The sequence below is a fragment of the Geodermatophilus obscurus genome, assembly GCF_900143215.1.
GTDB classification, from domain to species: domain Bacteria; phylum Actinomycetota; class Actinomycetes; order Mycobacteriales; family Geodermatophilaceae; genus Geodermatophilus; species Geodermatophilus obscurus_A.
In genome coordinates, this window is record NZ_FRDM01000016.1 from 52503 (window position 1) to 71679 (window position 19177).

The following is a 19177-nucleotide window of genomic DNA, read 5'->3' on the forward strand; positions in this document are numbered from 1 at the left end:
CGCCCGAGGAAAGGTCTCCAGTGGTCCACGCCTACATCCTCATCCAGACCGAAGTCGGCAAGGCCGCCCAGGTGGCGTCGAGCATCAGCGAGATCTCCGGTGTCACCAAGGCCGAGGACGTCACGGGTCCCTACGACGTGATCGTGCGGGCCGAGGCCGAGACCGTCGACGAGCTCGGCCGGCTGGTCGTCGCCCGGGTGCAGTCGGTCGACGGCATCACCCGCACGCTGACCTGCCCCGTCGTCAACATCTGAGCGCCCTGACCGAGGACCCCGCCCCGGATCCCGGGGAGCCGTCGCCGCAGCCGTCCCGGCCGGACGACCCGCTGCGCCGCGTCGCGCTCGTCGTCACCGCCGTGGTCCTGCCGCTGGTGGTCGTGCTGCTGGTGCTCACCCGCGTCGTCGGTGGGGACGACGACGGCGGCGCCGGGGACGACGCGGTCGCCGACGTCGGGGGGACGCCGGCCCCCGGGCGGGCCGACCTGCCGCCGCTGCCGGTGGCGGTGCCCCCGGTGACCCCGGAGGCCGACGCCGCCTGCCCGGCGCTCATGGGCGCGCTCCCCCTCGAGCTGGCCGGCGAGCCGTCCCGCCCGGTGCAGTCCGACAGCCCCTACGCCTACGCCTGGGGCGAGCCGCCGGTCGTGCTGGTCTGCGGCGTCGAGCGGCCGGCCGCGCTGGAGCCGACGTCCCCGCTGATCCAGGTCAACGGCGTCGACTGGCTGGTGGACACCAGCGACCCCGACAGCATCGCGTGGACCGCCGTCGACCGGCCGGTGTACGTGCGGGTGACCGTCTCCGCCGACACCGACAGCGCGCCGGTGACCGCGCTCGGCCCGGTCATCGGCGCCACCCTCCCCGTGCAGCCGGTCGACGCCGGCGGCTGAACGGCCCCGTCCCGAGGCTCGCGCCGAGCGTGCGAGGCGGGAGGAGGTCGGGGTCCTTCCACTGCCCCCGCCACTCGCGAGCTCGCGGCGGGCCCCTGCAGGAGGGCCGCGGCGCTCGTCAGGCCGGCAGCCGGTCCAGCTGGGCCACCACCACGGCCCGCACCTCCTCGGTCACCGAGTCCAGCGACCCGCCGACCGCGGTGACCGCGATGCTGAACACCCCCCGCGCACACCAGGCGAACGCCGCCGGGGAGGCCACCCCGGCCGCCGGGGCACCCTCGGCGAGCTGCAGCAGCCGGCAGCCGTCGGGCAGGACCGGCGGTTCCTCGCGCAGCAGGCCGCCGTAGACGTCGCCGTCGTGCTCGGCCACGTCCCGGGTGAAGGCCGCGGCGCCGTCGGGCGTCTCGAACTGGTGGGTGAAGACGGTGGTCAGCGGACCCGCCCCGGACCCCCAGTAGCGCTCCCAGCCGAACCGGTAGCCGTAGTCGCGCAGCACCTCGCGCTCACGGGCCGGATCCTCGGCGTAGCCGGCGACGTCCTCCACCGACTTCTCCCCCGCCGGCGGTGACAGGGCGTCGTCGGGGACCCGCGGCAGGCCGGACGGCACGGCGGGGACGACCAGCTCCTCGAGCTCCCCGGAGGTGCTCGGCGTCGCCGCGGCGGGTGCGGCGGACGCCCCGCCGTCGGACGGGGGCGCGCAGCCCGGCAGCAGGGCCAGCAGCAGCACCAGGCTGCCGTGCCGGGCGACCGCCGGCGGGCTCACGCCCGGGTGCCGTCCAGCGTCGCCTCGGCAGCCGGTCGGGCGGCCAGGGCGACCTCGACGAGCCGGTCCACGAGCGCGGCGAAGTCGACGCCGGTCGCCGCCCACATCCGCGGGTACATCGAGATCGGGGTGAAGCCGGGCATGGTGTTGACCTCGTTGACCACGAGCCGGTCGGCGCCGTCCGCGCCGGTGCCGAGGAAGAAGTCGACCCGCGCCAGGCCGCGGCAGTCCAGCGCCAGGAACGCCGTGCGCGCGGTGTCCTGCACCAGCCGGGTCTGCTCCGGGGTGAGATCGGCGGGCACGTCGAAGTCGACCGCGTCGTCGAGGTACTTGGCGGCGAAGTCGTACCACTCGGTGCCCGGGCGCAACCGGATCTCGGCCGGCAGGCTGGCCTGCGGGGGGCCGTCCGGCCGGGCGAGCACGCCGCACTCCACCTCCCGTCCGGGGACGGCGGCCTCCACGATCACCTTGGGGTCCACCGCGGCGGCGGTCGCCACGGCCTCGGGCAACTGCGCCCAGTCGGTCACCTTGGTGATCCCGATGCTGGACCCGGCGCGGCAGGGCTTCACGAACACCGGCAGGCCCAGCCGCTCGCGGGCGGCGTCGTCGAGCACGCCGGGATCGGCCGACACCGCGCCCGACGCGTCCCGCAGCACGACGTGGGCACCCTGCGGCAGCCCGGCGGCCGCCAGCAGCTTCTTGGTGAACTCCTTGTCCATCGACGCCGCGCTGGCGAAGACGCCCGAGCCCACGTACGGGATGCCGCTCATCTCCAGCAGGCCCTGGATGGTGCCGTCCTCGCCGTACGCGCCGTGCAGCACCGGGAAGACGACGTCAACCTCGGTCAGCGCGGAGGCCATGCCGGCGGTCGGCTCGAGGACGGCCAGCCCCCGTCCCCCCGGGTCGCCCACCAGCGAGACCGCCGTCCCGCCCGTGACCTCCGGCAGCTCCCCGTCGGCGATCGCCAGGCGCTGCGCCGGGTCGGCGAGCACCCAGCGGCCGTCGCGGGCGATGCCGACGGGGACGACGTCGTACCGGTCGGGGTCCAGCGCCGCGAGGACGGCCCCGGCGGAGACGCAGGAGATGGAGTGTTCCGCGCTGCGGCCGCCGAAGACGACCGCGATCCGCAGCTTGCCCGCCTGTCCGCTCATCGCGGCCGACCCTAGTGGAGGCCGCCCGACGGGCCCGGACGACGGGCGGTGAACCGCGCCGCCGCACCCGTGGTGTGGGAACCTCGTCGTCGATGCGCGAGAACCTGGCCGTCCCGCCCGGCGGGAGCCTCCCGGGGACGGCGGCCGACGACGTCGTCCCGCCGTCCTTCCCGCGTGGGCTGCGGCTGGCCGGAGCCGCCGTGCACCTCTACACCGCCAGCGGCACGGTGCTGGCGCTGCTCATCGTGCTCGCCGCGTTCGACGGCGACGCGGTGGCCGCGCTCTGGCTGGGCCTGATCGCCCTCGTCGTGGACGGCACCGACGGGATGCTCGCCCGCCGGATGCGGGTCAAGGAGACGATCCCCTGGTTCGACGGGGCCCGGCTCGACGACATCGTCGACTACCTGACCTACGCCTTCGCCCCCGTCGTGCTGTTGTGGACCACCGGGTCGCTGCCCGACGGCGTGCTCGGGTGGGTCGTGGCCGCGCTGCCGCTGCTGGCCTCCAGCTACCAGTTCTGCCGGGTGGACGCGAAGACCGACGACCACACGTTCCTGGGCTTCCCCAGCTACTGGAACGTCGTCGCCTTCTACGCGATCGTCCTGGACCTCGGGCCGGGCGCGATCGCGGCGGTGCTGGTGGTCTGCTCGGTCCTGGTCTTCGTGCCGGTCCGCTACCTGTACCCCTCGCGCACCCAGGCGCTGCGGGCGCTGAGCCTGGCGCTGACGGTGGTCTGGCTGGTCAGCTACGCCGTCCTGCTGGTGCAGGTGCCCGACCCGCACCCGGTCGTGGTGGCGTTGTCGCTGGCCTACCTCGTCTACTACGTCGCGGTGAGCCTCTGGCTGACCGCGCGGGCGGCCCGCCGCCGGCGCGGGGAGCCGGCCACCACGGGTTGACGAGGGACTCCTCGGCAGGGGCCGGCGGGACCGGGGACGCGCCTGGGCGCTACCGGACGTCGAGGGCGGCATCCAGCGCGGCGGTGAGGTCGGCGACCAGGTCGGCGGTGTCCTCGATGCCGCAGGAGAGCCGCACGAACCCCTCCGGAACGGCGTCACCACCCCACTGCGCCCGCCGGTCGACGGTGCTGTGCACCCCGCCGAAACTGGTGGCCGCCGTCCAGAGCCGGCCGGCCGCCAGCAGCCGCGCGACCGCCGCCTCGTCGGGCAGCTCGGCGGAGACGATCCCGTTCGGCCGCAGCATCTGCCGGGCGGCGAGGTCGTGGGAGGGGTCCTCGGGCCGCCACGGCCAACGGACGCCGTTCACCGCCGGATGCGCGGCGAGCAGGTCGGCGACCGCCGCCGCGGTGGTCGCCTGCCGGGCCAGCCGCAGGTCCAGGGTGCTCATGGAGCGGTGCCCGAGCCACGCCTCGAAGGGTCCGGGCGTGCCGCCGGTGTGGTCGCGATGGGACTTCAGGCGCGCGTACAGCGCCTCGTCGGTGGTGCTGACGTGGCCGAGCAGCAGGTCGCTGTGCCCGGTGAGCGCCTTGGTGTCGCTGCCGACGGTGAGGTCGGCGCCGAGCTCCAGCGGCCGCTGGCCCAGGGGTGTGGCGGTGGTGTTGTCGACGGCGAGCACCGCTCCGGCGGCGCGGGTGGCGCGGGCGACGGCGGCGACGTCGCAGACGTCGAGCAGCGGGTTGCTCGGCGTCTCGAGCAGCACCAGCGCGGCGCCCTCGAGGTCGCCGCGCGCCGCGACCGCACCGATCTCCGGGGTGGGCACGTACTCGACGGTCACGCCGTAGCGCTCGAGCTCGTCGCGGGCGAGCAGCCGGGTCGCGTAGTAGCCGTCCGACGGCAGCACCACGCGGTCGCCGGCGCGCACGACGGCCAGCACCGCCGCGCTGATCGCGGCCATGCCGGTGGCGAAGGACAGGCACCGGCCGCCGTCGAGCTCGCCGACCGCCGCCTCGAAGACCCGCAGCGTCGGGTGCTCGGTGCGCGCGTAGGCGTCGGCGCCGTCCGCGCGGGGCGGGCGGTCACCCAGGTGGTACGGGGCGGCGAACACCGGCGAGGGCCGCAGCGGCGCACCCGGCACGGGCGCCTCCTCACCGGCCCGGACCGACCGGGTGCCGTCGCCCCACGTCCCGTCGCTCACTCCGGCTTCGCTTCCCGGGACATGATCTCCTTCACCATCTGGGTCACGGGGACGCCGTCGTGGCACACCCGGACGACCGCCTCGGTGAGCGGCATGTCGACCCCGTGCGCCCGCGCCAGGTCCAGCACCGACCGGCAGCTCTTGACCCCCTCGGCCACCTGCCGGGTGCTCTGCTGCACCTCCTCGATGGACATGCCGCGCCCCAGCCGCTCCCCGAACGTCCGGTTGCGCGACAGCGGGGAGCTGCAGGTGGCCACCAGGTCGCCCAGGCCGGCGAGCCCGGCGAAGGTGGTCGGCTCGGCGCCGAGGGCGGCGCCGAGCCGGGCGGTCTCGGCGAGGCCGCGGGTGATGAGCGAGGCGCGGGTGTTGTCGCCGAAGCCCATGCCCTCGGTGATGCCGCAGGCCAGCGCGATGACGTTCTTCACCGCGCCGCCGAGCTCGCAGCCCACCAGGTCCTGGTTGGTGTACGGCCGGAAGTAGGGGGTGTGGCACGCCGCCTGCACCTGCGCCGCGCGGTCGTGGTCGGTACAGGCCACCACGGTGGCGGCCGGCTGCTCCTCGGCGATCTCGCGCGCCAGATTCGGGCCCGACAGCGCGGCGACCCGGTCGGGGCCGGCGCCGGTGACCTCGCAGATCACCTGGCTCATCCGCTTGGTGCTGCCCAGCTCGATGCCCTTCATCAGCGAGAGCAGGACCGCGTCGGCCGGCAGCAGCGGCGCCCACTCGGTGAGGTTGTCCCGCAGCGACTGGGAGGGGACGGCGAGCACCACGATGTCGGCGTCGGCGAGGGCCTCGGCGGCGTCCGCGGTGGCACGCAGCCGGTCGGGCAGCCGGATGCCGGGCAGGTACTCGGCGTTCTCGCGCGTCTCGCCGATCGCGTGCGCCAGCTCCGGACGGCGGGCGTGCAGCAGCACCGAGCAGCCGGCGTCGGCGAGCACCTTGGCGAACGTGGTCCCCCAGGAGCCGGCACCCAGGACGGCGACCCGGGGGCCCGTGCCCTCGAGCGGGTTCACGCGGCGCTCCCCGGCAGGTCGCCGGGCAGCGCTCGCCGTGGGTGCGGGGTGGTCGTGGGGGGTGCCGGCTCCCCGCGGAGCTCGGCCAGCTGGTCGCGCACGCAGGCCATCATGCGGGCGGTCACCTCGCGCAGCAGCTCCCCGCTCATCGGCCGGCCCGCGCGCACCTGCGCCCGCAGGTCGGTGAGGTCCAGCGGCTCGCCGACCAGGTAGTCGGCGGGCGCGCGCAGCCGCAGGTGCAGCCGCTTGGCGTGGTAGTCGTGCACCCGCTGCGGTCCCCACTGGGCCACCGGCAGGACGACGGCGTCGGTGCTCAGCGCCAGGCGCGCCACCCCGGTGCGGGCCTCCATCGGCCACCAGTCGGGGTCCCGGGTGACCGACCCCTCCGGGTAGACCACCACGACGTTGCCGGCGGCGAGGTCCGCCTCGGCGGCCGCCAGTGCGGCGCGGGCCTCGGCCCGGCCGCGGGCCACCGGGATCTGCCCGGCGGCGCGCAGGATCCGCCCGGCCGCCCCCGCGAAGACCCCCTCCTTGGCCAGGAAGTGCGGAACGCGGCCGCAGTCCCAGACCAGCCGGGCGCACGCCAGCGGGTCGAGCACCGACACGTGGTTGGCCACCACCAGCACCGGGCCGGTGCTGGGGAAGCGCTCGGCGTGCCGGTACCGCATCCGGAACAGCAGCGCGGTGACCGGGTAGATCACCGCGACGCAGAACGCCAGGGCCGGCGGCAGCGGCCTGCGGGTGCGCCACCGGGACGGCGGGGTTCCGGCACGGCGCGACACCCCGGCGTCCGAGGACCCCTGCTGCGTCACCGGTTCCTCCCCTCGTGACCGCCCGGCCATGCCCGGCCGGGACGTCGTGGGACCCATGATCGGCCCTGCACCGGTTCCCCGGGCGCACCGGGTCCGGCCGTCCGGTCCGCATCGCCGCAGGTGTGCTCACATTGTGGTCGTGCGCGCGTGGTCGGTCGTCGTCCCGGCGAAGCGGCTGCCGCTGGCCAAGACCCGGCTCACGCCGCTGCCCGAGGGCCTGGACGGCCCGCCGGACGCGCACGACCGGCTGGTCCTGGCGCTGCTCGCCGACACCGTCGCCGCGGCGCTGGCCTCGCCCGCCGTCGCCGGCGTCCTGGTCGTCACCGACGACCCCGCGGCCGCCGCGGAGGTCACCCGGCTGGGTGCCCGCACGGCCCCCGACGAGCCCGACCGCGGTCTCAACCCGGCCCTCGAGCACGGCGCCCGGGCCACCGGGGGGACGGCGGTGGCGGCGCTCGCCTCGGATCTGCCGGCCCTGCGCCCGGAGGAGCTGACCGCCGCCCTCGCCGCGGCGGAGGCCGCGCCGCGCTGCTTCGTCCCCGACGCACAGGGCACCGGGACGACGCTGCTCACCGCCGCCGGCACCGACCTACGCCCCGCCTTCGGGACCGGGTCGGCGCAGCGGCACGCAGCCGGCGGCGCCGTTCCGCTGACCGGCGACTGGCCGGGGCTGGAGCGGGACGTCGACACGCCTGGCGACCTGCGCGCCGTCCTCGCGCTCGGCGTCGGGCCGCACACCGCGGCACTGCTCGGCGGGGCGGCCCGGCCCCTCGGCTGACCTGCTGCCCACCGCCCGCCGGCCACCGGACTGCGGCACCATGAGCCCGTGCCCCCGACCAGACCCGGCGCCCCCGCCGACCGGTACATCAACCGCGAGCTGTCGTGGCTGGACTTCAACTCCCGTGTGCTCGAGCTGGCGGAGGACGACTCCCTGCCGCTGCTGGAGCGGGTCAAGTTCCTGGCGATCTTCGCCGGCAACCTCGACGAGTTCTACATGGTCCGCATCGCCGGTCTGAAGCGCCGGCAGAGCACCGGCCTGACGGTCCGCTCGCCCGACGGGCTGACCATCCGCGAGCAGCTGGCGCAGGTCACCGAGCGGACCCGCGACCTGGTGCACCGGCACGCCGACGTCTTCACCAAGGACATCAGCCCGCGACTGGAGGAGTCCGGGATCCGCATCGTGCACTGGGGCGAGCTGGCCGACGACGAGGCCAAGCGGCTGCGGGACTACTTCCGCGACCAGGTGTTCCCGGTGCTGACCCCGCTGGCGGTCGACCCGGCGCACCCCTTCCCCTACATCAGCGGCCTGTCGCTGAACCTCGCCGTCCAGGTGCGCGACCCCGACACCGGCGCCCCGCGCTTCGCCCGGCTCAAGGTGCCCAACAACGTGCCGCGGTTCGTGTCCGTGGGGGCGGGCGGAACGGTCGACCCGGCCTCGGGTGCGACGTTCCTGCCCCTCGAGGACCTCATCGCGGCACACCTGCCGCAGCTGTTCCCGGGCCTCCACGTCATCGGCCACCACCTGTTCCGGGTCACCCGCAACGCCGACCTGGAGGTCGAGGAGGACCGCGACGAGGACCTGCTGCAGGCCCTCGAACGGGAACTGGCCCGCCGCCGCTTCGGGCCGGCGGTGCGGCTGGAGGTCGCCGAGCCGATGGACCCGGCGGTCCTCGACGTGCTGGTCAGCGAGCTGGAGGTCGGCAGGTCCGACGTCGTCCACGTGCCCGGGCTGCTCGACCTCGCCGCGCTGTGGGAGCTCTACGGGCTCGACCGCCCCGAGCTCAAGGACGAGCCGTTCGTGCCGGCCACCCACCCGCGCCTCTCCGAGGGCGAGACGCCCAAGAGCGTGTTCGCCACGCTGCGGGAGGGCGACGTGCTCGTCCACCACCCGTACCACTCGTTCGCGACCAGCGTGCAGCGCTTCATCGAGCAGGCCGCCGCCGACCCGGACGTGCTGGCGATCAAGCAGACCCTGTACCGGACCTCGGGTGACTCGCCGATCGTCAACGCGCTCATCGACGCCGCCGAAGCCGGCAAGCAGGTCGTCGTCCTCGTGGAGATCAAGGCGCGCTTCGACGAGGAGGCCAACATCAGCTGGGCCCGGTCGCTGGAGCGGGCCGGCTGCCACGTCGTCTACGGGCTGGTGGGGCTCAAGACCCACTGCAAGACGGCGCTGGTGGTGCGCCGGGAGCACGGCGTGATCCGCCGCTACTGCCACATCGGCACCGGCAACTACAACCCCAAGACCGCCCGGCTCTACGAGGACCTCGGCATCCTGACCGCCGACCCGCGGGTGGGCGCCGACCTCACCGATCTGTTCAACACCCTCACCGGCTACTCGCGGCAGACGACCTACCGCCGGCTGATGGTGGCGCCGCACGGCATCCGCCCCGGGCTGGTGGAGAAGATCCGGCGGGAGGCCCGCCACGCCCGCGAGGGCCGGCCCGCCGGCATCCGCATCAAGGTGAACTCGCTGGTCGACGAGGAGCTCATCGACGCGCTGTACGAGGCGTCGTCGGCCGGGGTGCCGGTGGAGCTGCTCATCCGCGGCATCTGCTCGCTGCGTCCCGGCGTCCCGGATCTGTCGGAGCACGTGCGGGTGCGCTCCATCGTCGGCCGCTTCCTGGAGCACTCACGGGCGATGTGGTTCGCCAACGGCGGCGAGGGTGAGTGGTGGCTCGGCAGCGCCGACCTCATGCACCGCAACCTCGACCGGCGCGTCGAGGTGCTGCTGCGGGTGTGCGACGACACCGCCGCGCGCCAGCTGCAGGACGTCTTCGACGCCGCGATGGCCGACGGCGTGCGCTGCTGGGAGCTGGGCAGCGACGGCGCGTGGACGCGCACCGGCGAGTGCGACTACCAGGCCGAGCTCATGGCGGCGGCGGTCGACCATGCCGGCTGAGGAGAGCCGCCCCGTCCGCGCGGCCGGCGGCGCCCTGTGGCGCCCGGCCGCCGGCGGCGGCGTGGAGACGGCGCTGGTGCACCGTCCGCGCTACGACGACTGGTCGCTGCCCAAGGGCAAGCCGGACGAGGGCGAGCACCTGCTGCAGACGGCGGTGCGCGAGGTCGCCGAGGAGACCGGTCTGCAGGTCGTCGTCGGCCGGCGCAGCGTGCGCACCGAGTACGAGGTGCCGGAGGGCCCCAAGCGGGTCGACTACTGGCTGATGCGCGTGGTCGGCGGGGAGTTCGTGCCCAACGACGAGGTCGACCAGCTGCGCTGGCTGCCGGTCGACGAGGCCTGCGCAGTGGTCACCCACGCGCACGACCGCGCCGTGCTGGCCGACCTGGCGCGCACCGACGTCCCGCGGGAGCCCGCGCTGCTGCTGGTCCGGCACGCCAAGGCCGGCAGCAAGTCGGACTGGAACGGGCCCGACGAGCTGCGGCCGCTGGACGGCAGGGGTCGCCGGCAGGCCGGGCAGCTGGCCTCGGTGCTGCCGCTGTTCCGCCCGGTCGAGCTGCTGAGCGCCGAGCGGGTCCGCTGCCGGGAGACGCTCGAGCCACTGGCCGAGCGGCTGGCCTGCGCCGTCCACCCGTTGCGCGAGCTGGGCGAGGAGGAGTACGCCGCCGATCCGCAGGCGGCCCTGGCCGTCGTCGACCGGCTCCTCGCGCCGCGCGACCGGCCCGGCGTGACCGTCGTCTGCAGCCAGGGCGGAGCGATCCCGTCGGTGCTCGCATCCCTGGGCGTCCGCGTCGCGGGCACCTCCGGAGCGCTGTTCCCGCCGGCGGCGAAGGGCAGCACCTGGGTGCTGACCGGCCGGCCGGGGGCGCTGGCCGCCGATTACTACCGCGACTTCTCGGCCGACACCGAGGACCCAGCCTCCACCCGCCTGCGCTGAGGAAGGACACCATGATCAGGTCACCTGATCATGGTGTGTCCTCCCCCACGTCCCACGGTGAGGGAGGACACCGGGTGATCAGGTCACCTGATCACCGCGGAGCGCCGTCAGGCGGGGAGGGCGGGCAGGGCCTTCGGCAGCCAGGCCGGACGGCGGGCCTCGAAGGCCTCGATGTCGGCCAGGTGCCGCTCGGTGAGCCCGACGTCGTCGAGGCCCTCCAGCAGCCGCCAGCGGGTGTAGCCGTCGATCTCGAACGGCACGCTGTGCCCGCCGTAGGTGACCTGCTTCTCCTGCAGGTCGACGGTCACCTGCGTGGTGGGGACGGCCTCCACCGCCGCCCACAGGGCCTCGACCTCGGCCTGCGGCAGGACGACGGTGAGCAGCCCGGACTTCGTCGAGTTGTTCTTGAAGATGTCGGCGAACCGCGAGCTGATGACCACGCGGAACCCGCCGTCGAGCAGCGCCCAGCAGGCGTGCTCGCGGGAGGAGCCGGTGCCGAAGTCGGGACCGGCCACGAGGATCGACGCGTCGGCGTACTGCGGTTGGTTGAGCACGAAGTCCGGCTCGTTCCTGCGCCAGGCGACGAACAGGCCGTCCTCGAAACCGGTGCGGGTGATCCGCTTCAGGTACTCCGCCGGGATGATCTGGTCGGTGTCGACGGCGCTGCGGCGCAGCGGGGCGGCCGTGCCGGTGTGCGTGGTGAAGGCGTCCATGGCTCTCGGGGCTCCAGTGCGGGTCAGACGGCGGCCGGGACGGGGGCGTCGGCCAGGTCGGCGGGGGCGGTCAGCCGCCCGGTCAGCGCGGTGGCCGCGGCGACGGACGGCGACACCAGGTGGGTGCGCCCGCCCTTGCCCTGCCGGCCCTGGAAGTTGCGGTTGCTGGTCGAGGCCGACCGCTCCCCCGGCTGGAGCTGGTCGGGGTTCATGCCCAGGCACATCGAGCACCCGGCGCCCCGCCACTCGGCACCGGCCTCGGTGAACACCTGGTCCAGGCCCTCCGCCTCGGCCTGCAGCTTGACGCCGACCGACCCGGGGACGACGAGCATCCGGGTGTGCGGGTCGATGTGCTTGCCGCGCAGCAGCTCGGCGGCGATCCGCAGGTCCTCGATCCGGCCGTTGGTGCACGAACCGAGGAAGACGGTGTCCACCTCGATCTCGCGCAGCGGCGTGCCCGGGGTCAGCCCCATGTAGGCCAGTGCCTGCTCGGCGGACCGGCGCTCGTCCTCGTCGGCCATGGTCGCCGGGTCCGGCACCGAGCCGGCGATCGGCAGGCCCTGCCCCGGGTTGGTGCCCCAGGTGACGAACGGCGTGAGCTCGGCGGCCTCGAGGACGACCTCGGTGTCGAAGACGGCGTCCTCGTCGGTGCGCAGCGTCTGCCAGTACTCGACGGCGGCGTCCCAGTCGGCGCCCTGCGGGGCGTGCGGGCGGCCCTGCAGGAAGTCGAAGGTGGTCTCGTCCGGGGCGATCAGCCCGGCGCGGGCACCGGCCTCGATCGACATGTTGCAGATCGTCATCCGGGCCTCCATCGACAGCGCCTCGATGGCGCTGCCGCGGTACTCGATGACGTGGCCGGCGGCACCGTTGGTGCCGATCCTCGCGATGACGGCCAGGATGACGTCCTTGGCCGAGACCCCCTCGGGCAGCTCGCCGTTCACCGTGACGGCCATCTGCTTGGGCCGGTACTGCGGCAGGGTCTGCGTGGCCAGCACGTGCTCGACCTCGCTGGTGCCGATGCCGAACGCCAGCGCGCCGAAGGCTCCATGGGTGGAGGTGTGGCTGTCGCCGCAGACGATGGTCGTGCCCGGCTGGGTGAGACCCAGCTGCGGGCCGATGACGTGCACGATGCCCTGGTCGCGGTCGCCCATGGGCGCGAGCCGGATGCCGAACTCGGCGGTGTTCCTGCGCAGCGCCTCGACCTGCGCGCGGCTGACCGGGTCGGCGATGGGCTTGAGGATGTCCAGCGTCGGGACGTTGTGGTCCTCGGTGGCCATGGTGAGGTCGGGGCGGCGGACCCGGCGGCCGGCGGCGCGGAGGCCGTCGAAGGCCTGCGGGCTGGTCACCTCGTGCACCAGGTGCAGGTCGATGTAGAGCAGGTCCGGCTCGCCCGCGGCGCTGCGCACGACGTGGGCGTCGTAGACCTTCTCCGCCAGGGTCTTCGGCACGGCTGGTCCCTCCAGGTGTCGGGGCCCGCTCCCCTGCGAGGACCGGACTGGTCATCTCACGGTGTGGGATGCGAGTATTGCTGTGTGGGACAGCCTAACCCCGTCGCCGTCTTGGACAAAGCGGTGGCCATCCTCCGTGCCGTGGCCGCCGAGCCGGCGACCCTCGCCGAGCTCGTGGCGCGCACCGGGCTGCCCCGGGCGACCGCGCACCGGCTGGCCGTGGCCCTCGAGGGGCACCGCCTGGTCCGGCGCACCCCGGTCGGCGCGTGGGCGCCCGGCCCGGCGCTGGCCGAGCTCGGCCGCGGGGTCGCCGACCTCGCCGAGCTCGCCGGCCGGCACCTGGTCGCCCTGCGCGACGCCAGCGGGGAGAGCGCCCAGTTCTACGTCCGGGACGGCGGCAGCCGGGTGTGCGTGGCCGCCGCTGAGCGGGCGCACGGGCTGCGCGACACCGTGCCGGTCGGCGCCCGGCTGCCGCTGACCGCGGGCTCGGCGGCCCACGCGCTGCTCGCCTTCGCCCCCGCCGACGAGGTCACGCCGCTGCTGCCCAGCGCCAGCTTCACGGCCCGCACGCTGCTCGACGTCCGCCGCCGGGGCTGGGCGCACAGCATCGCCGAGCGCGAGCCCGGGGTGGCGTCACTGTCGGCGCCGGTCCGCGACGTGACAGGCGCGGTGCTGGGGGCGGTCTCCATCTCCGGGCCGGTCGAGCGGCTGGGCCGCCGACCCGCTCCCGAGGTGGTCGGCGCGGTGCTCGATGCCGCAGGCGCGATCTCCCGCGCCGCCCGCTGAGCCTCCCGACCTCTCCCGCCCCCTCCAGCGTTGATCATGGGACTCGTGCCGGGCCCCGCGGCGTGTCCCCGCGTGCCCCGTGCAACAACCCCATGATCAGCGAGGTGGAGCAGCTGGGGCCGCGGGGTGGCTGGGCCGCGGGGTCACGGGAGGCCCTCGGACGCCCCTGACCGACCGGGCAGTTCCCCTCGCGGGCCGTTCGGCGAACACTGGGCCCATGACCACCACCGGGCCCACGTACCGCGGCCGCGCCCGGATCGCCGAGCCCGGCGAGGGCATCGGCCTCGACGAGTTGGCGCTGGCCACCCGCAACCACGGGATGCCGCTGGAGGCGCTGCGCTACGACGTGACACCGCCCGGGCTGCACTACGTGCTCACCCACTACGACATCCCCGCCGTCGACCCGGCGAGCTGGTCGCTGCAGGTCGGCGGGGCGGTCGCCCGCCCGCTGCGGCTTCCCCTCGACGACCTGCGCAGCCGCCCGGCCGTCACCGCACGGGTGCTGCTCGAGTGCGCCGGCAACGGCCGCGCCCGCTACGAGCCGCGGCCGGTGAGCCAGCCCTGGCTGCTGGAGTCCGTCGGCACCGCCGAGTGGACCGGTACCCCGCTGGCCCCGCTGCTGGAGGAGGCCGGGGTGGCCGACGGCGCGGTCGACGTCGCCTTCACCGGCGCCGACCACGGTGTGGAGCGCGGCGTCGAGCAGGACTACGCGCGCGGCCTGCCGCTGGCCGAGGCGGTGCGCCCGGAGGTGCTGCTGGTCTGGGGCATGAACGGGATGCCGCTGCCGCCCCAGCACGGTGCCCCGCTGCGGTTGCTGGTGCCCGGCTGGTACGGCATGGCGCACGTCAAGTGGCTGACCCGCGTCGAGGTGCTCGACCACCCCTTCGACGGCTACCAGAACGCCCGCGCCTACCGGCTCGAGGTCGACTCCGCCGACGCCGGCGAGCCGGTGACCCGCATCGCGCCCCGGGCGCTGCTCGCCCCGCCGGGCTGGCCGGACTTCATGACCCGCGAGCGCTTCCTGCGCCCGGGGCCGGTGACGCTCACCGGACGGGCCTGGTCCGGCCGGGCGCCGATCCGGGGCGTCGAGGTCAGCACGGACGGCGGGGCCACCTGGTCCCCCGCCGAGGTCGCCCCGGCCGACCCGGCGCACCCGTGGGCCTGGCGGGCCTGGACGTTCCCCTGGACGGCGGAGCCGGGCAGCTGGGAGCTGCTCGCCCGCGCGACCGACGCCGAGGGCAGCCAGCCGACCGAGCAGGTGTGGAACCGGCAGGGCATGGCGAACAACCTGGTGCAGCGGGTGCTGGTGACCGTGCTGGCGGGCTGAGTCGCCTGACGTGGCCCCGTCCCGGGCTCCGCCTGAGCGGGCCCGGGTGGGCAGGACGGGGTCCCTCCTTCAGTGCGGGGCGGGCCGGTCGTCGTCGCCGGCCACGTCGGCTCCCGGGTCGACCACCACCGGCCGCAGCCAGGACCACACGGCGAACGTGACCGCGAAGACGGCCATCGCGATGCCGGCCCACAGGTTGGCGTTCACGTCGCCGGTCTTCGCCTGCTCGGCCGGGGAGTTGCCGAACAGGCCCATGAGGACCAGCACGACGCCGTAGAAGCCGATCAGGCCGGCGATGACGTTGCGGACGTCGAAGGCCCCGGCCGCGTGCTGACGCTGCTCACTCATGTCCGGCTCCTCAGCGGAAGATCAGGTTCAGGCCGATGACCATGACCAGCGAGATGCTCGCCAGCTTGGTCGGTGACTGGTACCACGGCAGTCGGTGCGCCTCCGGGTCGGTGCGCTGCTCCTTCGGCGTCTCGGAGTAGACGAGGCTGACCAGCTCGTGCGCCGGCTTGGGCTGGGTCACCATGGTGACCGCGACGCTGACCAGGATGTCGACGACGAAGGCAGCTCCGGCCGCGACGAACGCCGCGCCCTGGCCGGGCAGGTCGAACACCCCGGCCTCCGACAGGACGAAGACGGTGATCGCGGCCAGCGTGCCCGAGACCAGTCCGGCCCAGCCCGCCGTCGCCGTCATCCGCTTCCAGAACATGCCGAGGATGAAGGTCGCGAACAGGGGGGCGTTGAAGAAGCCGAACAGCGTCTGCAGGTAGTCCATCAGGTTCTGGTAGCCGGCCGCGATGAGCGCCGTCCCGATGGCCACCACCGTCGCCCCCACCGTGGCCCACCGGCCGACGGCCAGGTAGTAGGAGTCGGGCCGGTCCTTGATCACGTAGGTCTGCCACAGGTCGTAGCTGAAGACCGTGTTGAAGGCGGAGATGTTGGCGGCCATACCGGCCATGAACGCCGCCAGCAGACCGGCGATCGCGACCCCGAGCAGGCCGTTGGGCAGCACGTCGCGGACCAGGCCGAGCAGCGCCTCGTTGTAGGAGAGACCGCTGGGCTGACCGGCCTTGAGCTGCTGGATCTCCGGGACCAGGATCCCGGCGATCAGGCCCGGGATCACCACGATGAACGGCACGAACATCTTCGGGAAGGACCCGATGATCGGCGTGCTGCGTGCCGCCGACATCGACTTCGTCGCCATCGCCCGCTGGACCTCGACGAAGTTCGTCGTCCAGTAGCCGAAGGAGAGCACGAAGCCCAGACCGAACACGATCCCGATCGTCGACCAGACCGGGCTCTGGAAGCCCGACAGGTCGGTGGCCGGCCACGAGGAGAGCTGCTCGGGACCGTCCGTGGCCGTGACCTCGTCGATCAGCCCGCCGATCCCGCCGACGCGGTGCAGCCCGATCAGGGTCAACGGCAGCAGGGCCGCGACGATGACGAAGAACTGGAGCACCTCGTTGTAGATCGCCGCCGACAGCCCGCCGAGGGTGATGTAGCTGAGCACCACCGCGGCCGCGACGACCAGCGAGATCCACAGCGGCCAGCCGAGCAGCGCGTTGACGATCGTGGCCAGCAGGAACAGGTTGATCCCCGCGATGAGCACCTGGGCCAGCGCGAAGGACAGCGCGTTGACCAGGTGGGCACCGGTGCCGAACCGCCGGCGCATGAACTCCGGGACGCTGCGGACCTTCGACCCGTAGTAGAACGGCATCATCACGACGCCGAGGAACAGCATGGCCGGGACGGCGCCGATCCAGAAGTAGTGCATGGTCGACATGCCGTACTGGGCACCGTTGGCGGACATGCCGATGATCTCGACCGCGCCGAGGTTGGCGGAGATGAACGCCAGGCCGGTCACCCACGCGGGCAACGACCGCCCGGACAGGAAGAAGTCCAGGCTGTCGGACACCCGCCGGCGGGCCGCGAAGCCGATCAGCATCACCACACCGAAGTAGGCGGCGACGAGCAGGTAGTCGACGAACGAGGCGTCGAGACGCAGTGCTTCCACGGCTGGGTGACCTCCGGTGGGGGTGTGGGTCAGGCCAGGCGACGGGCGCCTGCGGAGGGCACGACCGCGAAGGCCCGCGGAGGGGGGAAGCCCTGCTGTGCGAAGCGGTCGGTGATCGCCCGCGCGACGGTCTCGGTGCGGCCGGCGTCGACCAGCACCACGGCACTCCCGCCGAAGCCGCCGCCCACCATGCGGGCGCCGGCGGCGCCGGCCTCCAGCGCGGTGGCCACGGCGGTGTCCAGCTCGACGGTGGAGATCTCGAAGTCGTCGCGCAGCGAGGCGTGCCCGGCGGTCAGCACCGGCCCGATCGCCGCCGGGTCCCCGGTCTCGCGCAGGATCCGCACGACCTCCAGCACCCGGGCGTTCTCGGTCACGATGTGCCGGGCGCGGCGCAGCAGCACCCTCCCCTCGGGCGTGCCGTCGTCGAGCGGGGCGAGCGCGGCCACGTCCGGGACGTCGCGCAGTGCGCGCACCCCGAGCCGCTCGGCGGCCCGCTCGCACTCGCGGCGCCGGTCGCCGTAGCCGCCGGTGGCGTGGTCGTGCGTGGTCCCCGTGTCGACGACGAGCAGCTCCAGGCGGGCCCCCTGCAGGTCCAGCGGCACCTGCTCGGAGCCGCGGTCGCGGGTGTCGAGGAACAGCGCGTGGCCGGCGGTGCACAGCAGCGACGCGGACTGGTCGAGGATGCCGGTGGGCGCGCCGACGAAGTCGTTCTCCGCCCGGCGCGCGACGTCGACCAGGTCGGCGACGGCGAGCTCGGGGGCGGCCAGGTCGCGCAGCGCCAGCGCCACGGAGCAGGACAGCGCGGCCGACGACGACAGGCCCATGCCCACCGGGACGTCGCCGTCGACCAGCACGCTCACCCCGCCGGGCACGCGGTCGCGCAGCGCGTCGACGACGCCGGCCGGGTAGCCGGCCCAGCCGTCCGGCCGCCCCGGCGCGAGCCCGGCGACCGGCACCTGCACCCGGGCGCCGGGGTGCTGTGCGGAGACCAGCGCGACCAGCCCGTCGTCCCGGCGGGCGACCGCGGCGCGCGTGGTCTGCGGCAGCGCCACCGGCAGCACGAAGCCCTCGTTGTAGTCGGTGTGCTCGCCGATCACGTTCACCCGGCCGGGCGCCGCCCAGATCCCCTCCGGCCGGTCGCCGAAGGCCTCCGCGAAGGCCTGGCGGGCCCGGTCGGCGGCGCTCAACGCACGTTCCGCAACTGCTCCGCGACGTCCTCGGGGGTCGTGTCGCTGATGAAGGCACCCATGCCGGACTCCGAGCCGGCCAGGTACTTCAGCTTCCCGGGCGCCCGGCGCAGCGAGAACAGCTGCAGGTGCAGCCACCAGTCCTCGCGCCCGCGGGTGACCGGCGCCTGGTTCCAGGAGGCGATGTAGGGCATCGGGGTGTCGAAGCGGCGGGCGAAGCGGCCCAGCACGTCGAGGTAGACCCCGGCCAGTGCCTCGCGTTCCGCAGCCGTGAGCGCGGGCAGGTCGGGCACCCGGCGGTGCGGGAAGAGCTGCAGCTCGTAGGGCCAGCGCGCGGCGGCCGGCACGAACGCCGTCCAGTGCTCGTTGGCGGCGACCACCCGCGGCCCGGCGCGCTCGGCGGACACCAGGTCGGCGAACAGGTCGCCGCCCGTCTCGCGCCGGTGCCGCTCGACGGAGGCCAGCAGCTTCTCCACCCGCGGCGTGGCGAACGGGTACGCGTAGATCTGCCCGTGCGGGTGGGAGAGGGTCACCCCGATCTCCTCGCCGGAGTTCTCGAAGACGTAGACCTGCTCGACCCCCTCGATCGCCGACAGCTCCGCGGTGCGCTCGGCCCACACGTCGACCACCAGCCGGGCGCGCTCGGCGCCCAGCGTGGCGAAGGACCGGTCGTGCTCGCTGGTGAAGACGACGACCTCGCAGCGGCCGAAGCCGGGCCGCAGCTCGGTCAGCGGCGCGCCGGGCGCGGTCGGGGGGACGTCGCGTTCGACCGCCGTCGCCAGCGAGGGGAAGCGGTTCTCGAAGACGACCACCTGGTAGTCGGCCTCGGGCACCTCGGTGGGCTCGCGCCCGGGCCGGGTCGGGCACAGCGGGCAGAGGTCCGCCGGCGGGAGGAAGGTCCGCGTCTGCCGGTGCGAGGCCAGGACCACCCACTCGCCGAGCAGCGGGTCCCACCGCAGCTGCGACCGGGTGCTGACGGGGGGCAGGTCGCGGGGGTCCTCGGCGTCCCGCGGCGGCGCGGTGTCCCCGGCGTCGAAGTAGAGGATCTCCCGGCCGTCGGCCAGCCGACGACTCGTCCGGATCACTGGTGCGCCCCACCTTCCCGCCGCTCATCACGGTGCGTGACCGGCGTCCCGACGCTAGACCC

General features: G+C 74.6%; 19 protein-coding genes. 8 read left to right on the forward strand and 11 right to left on the reverse strand.

The window, feature by feature from the left end; translation table 11 throughout:
• Nucleotides 1-20: 20 nt before the first annotated feature.
• The gene (locus BUB17_RS15395; protein ID WP_012950031.1) at nucleotides 21-254 is read left to right on the forward strand and encodes an Lrp/AsnC ligand binding domain-containing protein; all 234 of its coding nucleotides are present in this window, start codon (nucleotides 21-23) and stop codon (nucleotides 252-254) included.
• 101 nt (nucleotides 255-355) lie between these two features.
• On the forward strand, nucleotides 356-883 hold the full coding sequence (locus BUB17_RS15400) for a DUF3515 domain-containing protein (RefSeq protein ID WP_244277246.1): 528 nt from the start codon (nucleotides 356-358) through the stop codon (nucleotides 881-883).
• 118 nt (nucleotides 884-1001) lie between these two features.
• Here the strand turns inward: BUB17_RS15400 and BUB17_RS15405 are convergent, their stop codons facing one another.
• Together BUB17_RS15405 and BUB17_RS15410 are read right to left on the reverse strand one after the other, a co-directional pair.
• Complete coding sequence (locus BUB17_RS15405) at nucleotides 1002-1646, reverse strand: hypothetical protein (RefSeq protein WP_072919403.1); 645 nt, start codon at nucleotides 1644-1646, stop codon at nucleotides 1002-1004.
• Nucleotides 1643-2797 (reverse strand): D-alanine--D-alanine ligase family protein, encoded by a 1155-nt coding sequence (locus tag BUB17_RS15410; RefSeq protein WP_072919404.1) that lies wholly within the window; start codon nucleotides 2795-2797, stop codon nucleotides 1643-1645. The genes BUB17_RS15405 and BUB17_RS15410 overlap by 4 nt, the downstream gene beginning before the upstream one ends.
• 92 nt (nucleotides 2798-2889) lie before the next feature.
• On the opposite strand from BUB17_RS15410, the gene BUB17_RS15415 reads away from it, so the two are divergent.
• Complete coding sequence (locus BUB17_RS15415; RefSeq protein ID WP_083606359.1) at nucleotides 2890-3693, forward strand: CDP-alcohol phosphatidyltransferase family protein; 804 nt, start codon at nucleotides 2890-2892, stop codon at nucleotides 3691-3693.
• 49 nt (nucleotides 3694-3742) lie between these two features.
• Here BUB17_RS15415 and BUB17_RS15420 read toward each other — a convergent pair whose 3' ends face one another.
• The 3 genes from BUB17_RS15420 to BUB17_RS15430 are packed head-to-tail and all read right to left on the reverse strand — an operon-like array spanning nucleotide 3743 to nucleotide 6713.
• The gene (locus BUB17_RS15420; protein WP_072919411.1) at nucleotides 3743-4888 is read right to left on the reverse strand and encodes a cystathionine gamma-lyase; all 1146 of its coding nucleotides are present in this window, start codon (nucleotides 4886-4888) and stop codon (nucleotides 3743-3745) included.
• Nucleotides 4885-5901, reverse strand: a complete 1017-nt coding sequence (locus BUB17_RS15425) for an NAD(P)H-dependent glycerol-3-phosphate dehydrogenase (RefSeq protein WP_072919413.1) — start codon at nucleotides 5899-5901, stop codon at nucleotides 4885-4887. Before BUB17_RS15425 ends, BUB17_RS15420 begins: the two co-directional genes overlap by 4 nt.
• Nucleotides 5898-6713: a lysophospholipid acyltransferase family protein gene (locus BUB17_RS15430; protein WP_072919415.1), complete on the reverse strand. Its 816-nt coding sequence runs from the start codon at nucleotides 6711-6713 to the stop codon at nucleotides 5898-5900. Before BUB17_RS15430 ends, BUB17_RS15425 begins: the two co-directional genes overlap by 4 nt.
• Nucleotides 6714-6852: 139 nt before the next feature.
• On the opposite strand from BUB17_RS15430, the gene cofC reads away from it, so the two are divergent.
• From cofC to BUB17_RS15445, 3 genes are read left to right on the forward strand one after another with little or no spacing between them, the layout of a single operon-like run.
• Nucleotides 6853-7491 carry a 2-phospho-L-lactate guanylyltransferase gene (gene cofC / locus BUB17_RS15435; protein WP_244277250.1) on the forward strand — a complete coding sequence of 213 codons (639 nt, stop codon included), beginning with the start codon at nucleotides 6853-6855 and terminating at the stop codon, nucleotides 7489-7491.
• Nucleotides 7492-7539: 48 nt separating this feature from the next.
• Complete coding sequence (locus BUB17_RS15440) at nucleotides 7540-9615, forward strand: RNA degradosome polyphosphate kinase (RefSeq protein WP_072919417.1); 2076 nt, start codon at nucleotides 7540-7542, stop codon at nucleotides 9613-9615.
• Nucleotides 9605-10549 carry an NUDIX hydrolase gene (locus BUB17_RS15445; RefSeq protein ID WP_072919419.1) on the forward strand — a complete coding sequence of 315 codons (945 nt, stop codon included), beginning with the start codon at nucleotides 9605-9607 and terminating at the stop codon, nucleotides 10547-10549. Before BUB17_RS15440 ends, BUB17_RS15445 begins: the two co-directional genes overlap by 11 nt.
• A 107-nt stretch (nucleotides 10550-10656) precedes the next feature.
• Here BUB17_RS15445 and leuD read toward each other — a convergent pair whose 3' ends face one another.
• Both leuD and leuC read right to left on the reverse strand, forming a co-directional pair.
• Nucleotides 10657-11262, reverse strand: a complete 606-nt coding sequence (gene leuD, locus BUB17_RS15450; RefSeq protein WP_072919421.1) for a 3-isopropylmalate dehydratase small subunit — start codon at nucleotides 11260-11262, stop codon at nucleotides 10657-10659.
• 23 nt (nucleotides 11263-11285) lie between these two features.
• Nucleotides 11286-12710, reverse strand: coding sequence for a 3-isopropylmalate dehydratase large subunit (gene leuC / locus BUB17_RS15455; protein ID WP_072919423.1), 1425 nt, complete (start codon nucleotides 12708-12710; stop codon nucleotides 11286-11288).
• 123 nt (nucleotides 12711-12833) lie between these two features.
• On the opposite strand from leuC, the gene BUB17_RS15460 reads away from it, so the two are divergent.
• Together BUB17_RS15460 and BUB17_RS15465 are read left to right on the forward strand one after the other, a co-directional pair.
• Entirely contained in the window at nucleotides 12834-13496 is a 663-nt protein-coding gene (locus tag BUB17_RS15460) for an IclR family transcriptional regulator (protein ID WP_280173886.1), read from the forward strand.
• Nucleotides 13497-13713: 217 nt separating this feature from the next.
• Nucleotides 13714-14823 (forward strand): sulfite oxidase, encoded by a 1110-nt coding sequence (locus BUB17_RS15465; RefSeq protein ID WP_072919427.1) that lies wholly within the window; start codon nucleotides 13714-13716, stop codon nucleotides 14821-14823.
• Nucleotides 14824-14892: 69 nt separating this feature from the next.
• On the opposite strand, the gene BUB17_RS15470 is transcribed toward BUB17_RS15465, so the two are convergent.
• From BUB17_RS15470 to galT, 4 genes are read right to left on the reverse strand one after another with little or no spacing between them, the layout of a single operon-like run.
• Nucleotides 14893-15171, reverse strand: a complete 279-nt coding sequence (locus BUB17_RS15470; RefSeq protein ID WP_072919428.1) for a hypothetical protein — start codon at nucleotides 15169-15171, stop codon at nucleotides 14893-14895.
• A 10-nt stretch (nucleotides 15172-15181) separates the two neighbouring features.
• Nucleotides 15182-16843: a sodium:solute symporter family protein gene (locus BUB17_RS15475; RefSeq protein WP_175561383.1), complete on the reverse strand. Its 1662-nt coding sequence runs from the start codon at nucleotides 16841-16843 to the stop codon at nucleotides 15182-15184.
• A gap of 29 nt (nucleotides 16844-16872) precedes the next feature.
• The gene (galK, locus tag BUB17_RS15480) at nucleotides 16873-18030 is read right to left on the reverse strand and encodes a galactokinase (RefSeq protein WP_072919437.1); all 1158 of its coding nucleotides are present in this window, start codon (nucleotides 18028-18030) and stop codon (nucleotides 16873-16875) included.
• Complete coding sequence (gene galT, locus BUB17_RS15485; protein ID WP_083606355.1) at nucleotides 18027-19115, reverse strand: galactose-1-phosphate uridylyltransferase; 1089 nt, start codon at nucleotides 19113-19115, stop codon at nucleotides 18027-18029. The genes galK and galT overlap by 4 nt, the downstream gene beginning before the upstream one ends.
• Nucleotides 19116-19177 lie beyond the last annotated feature (62 nt).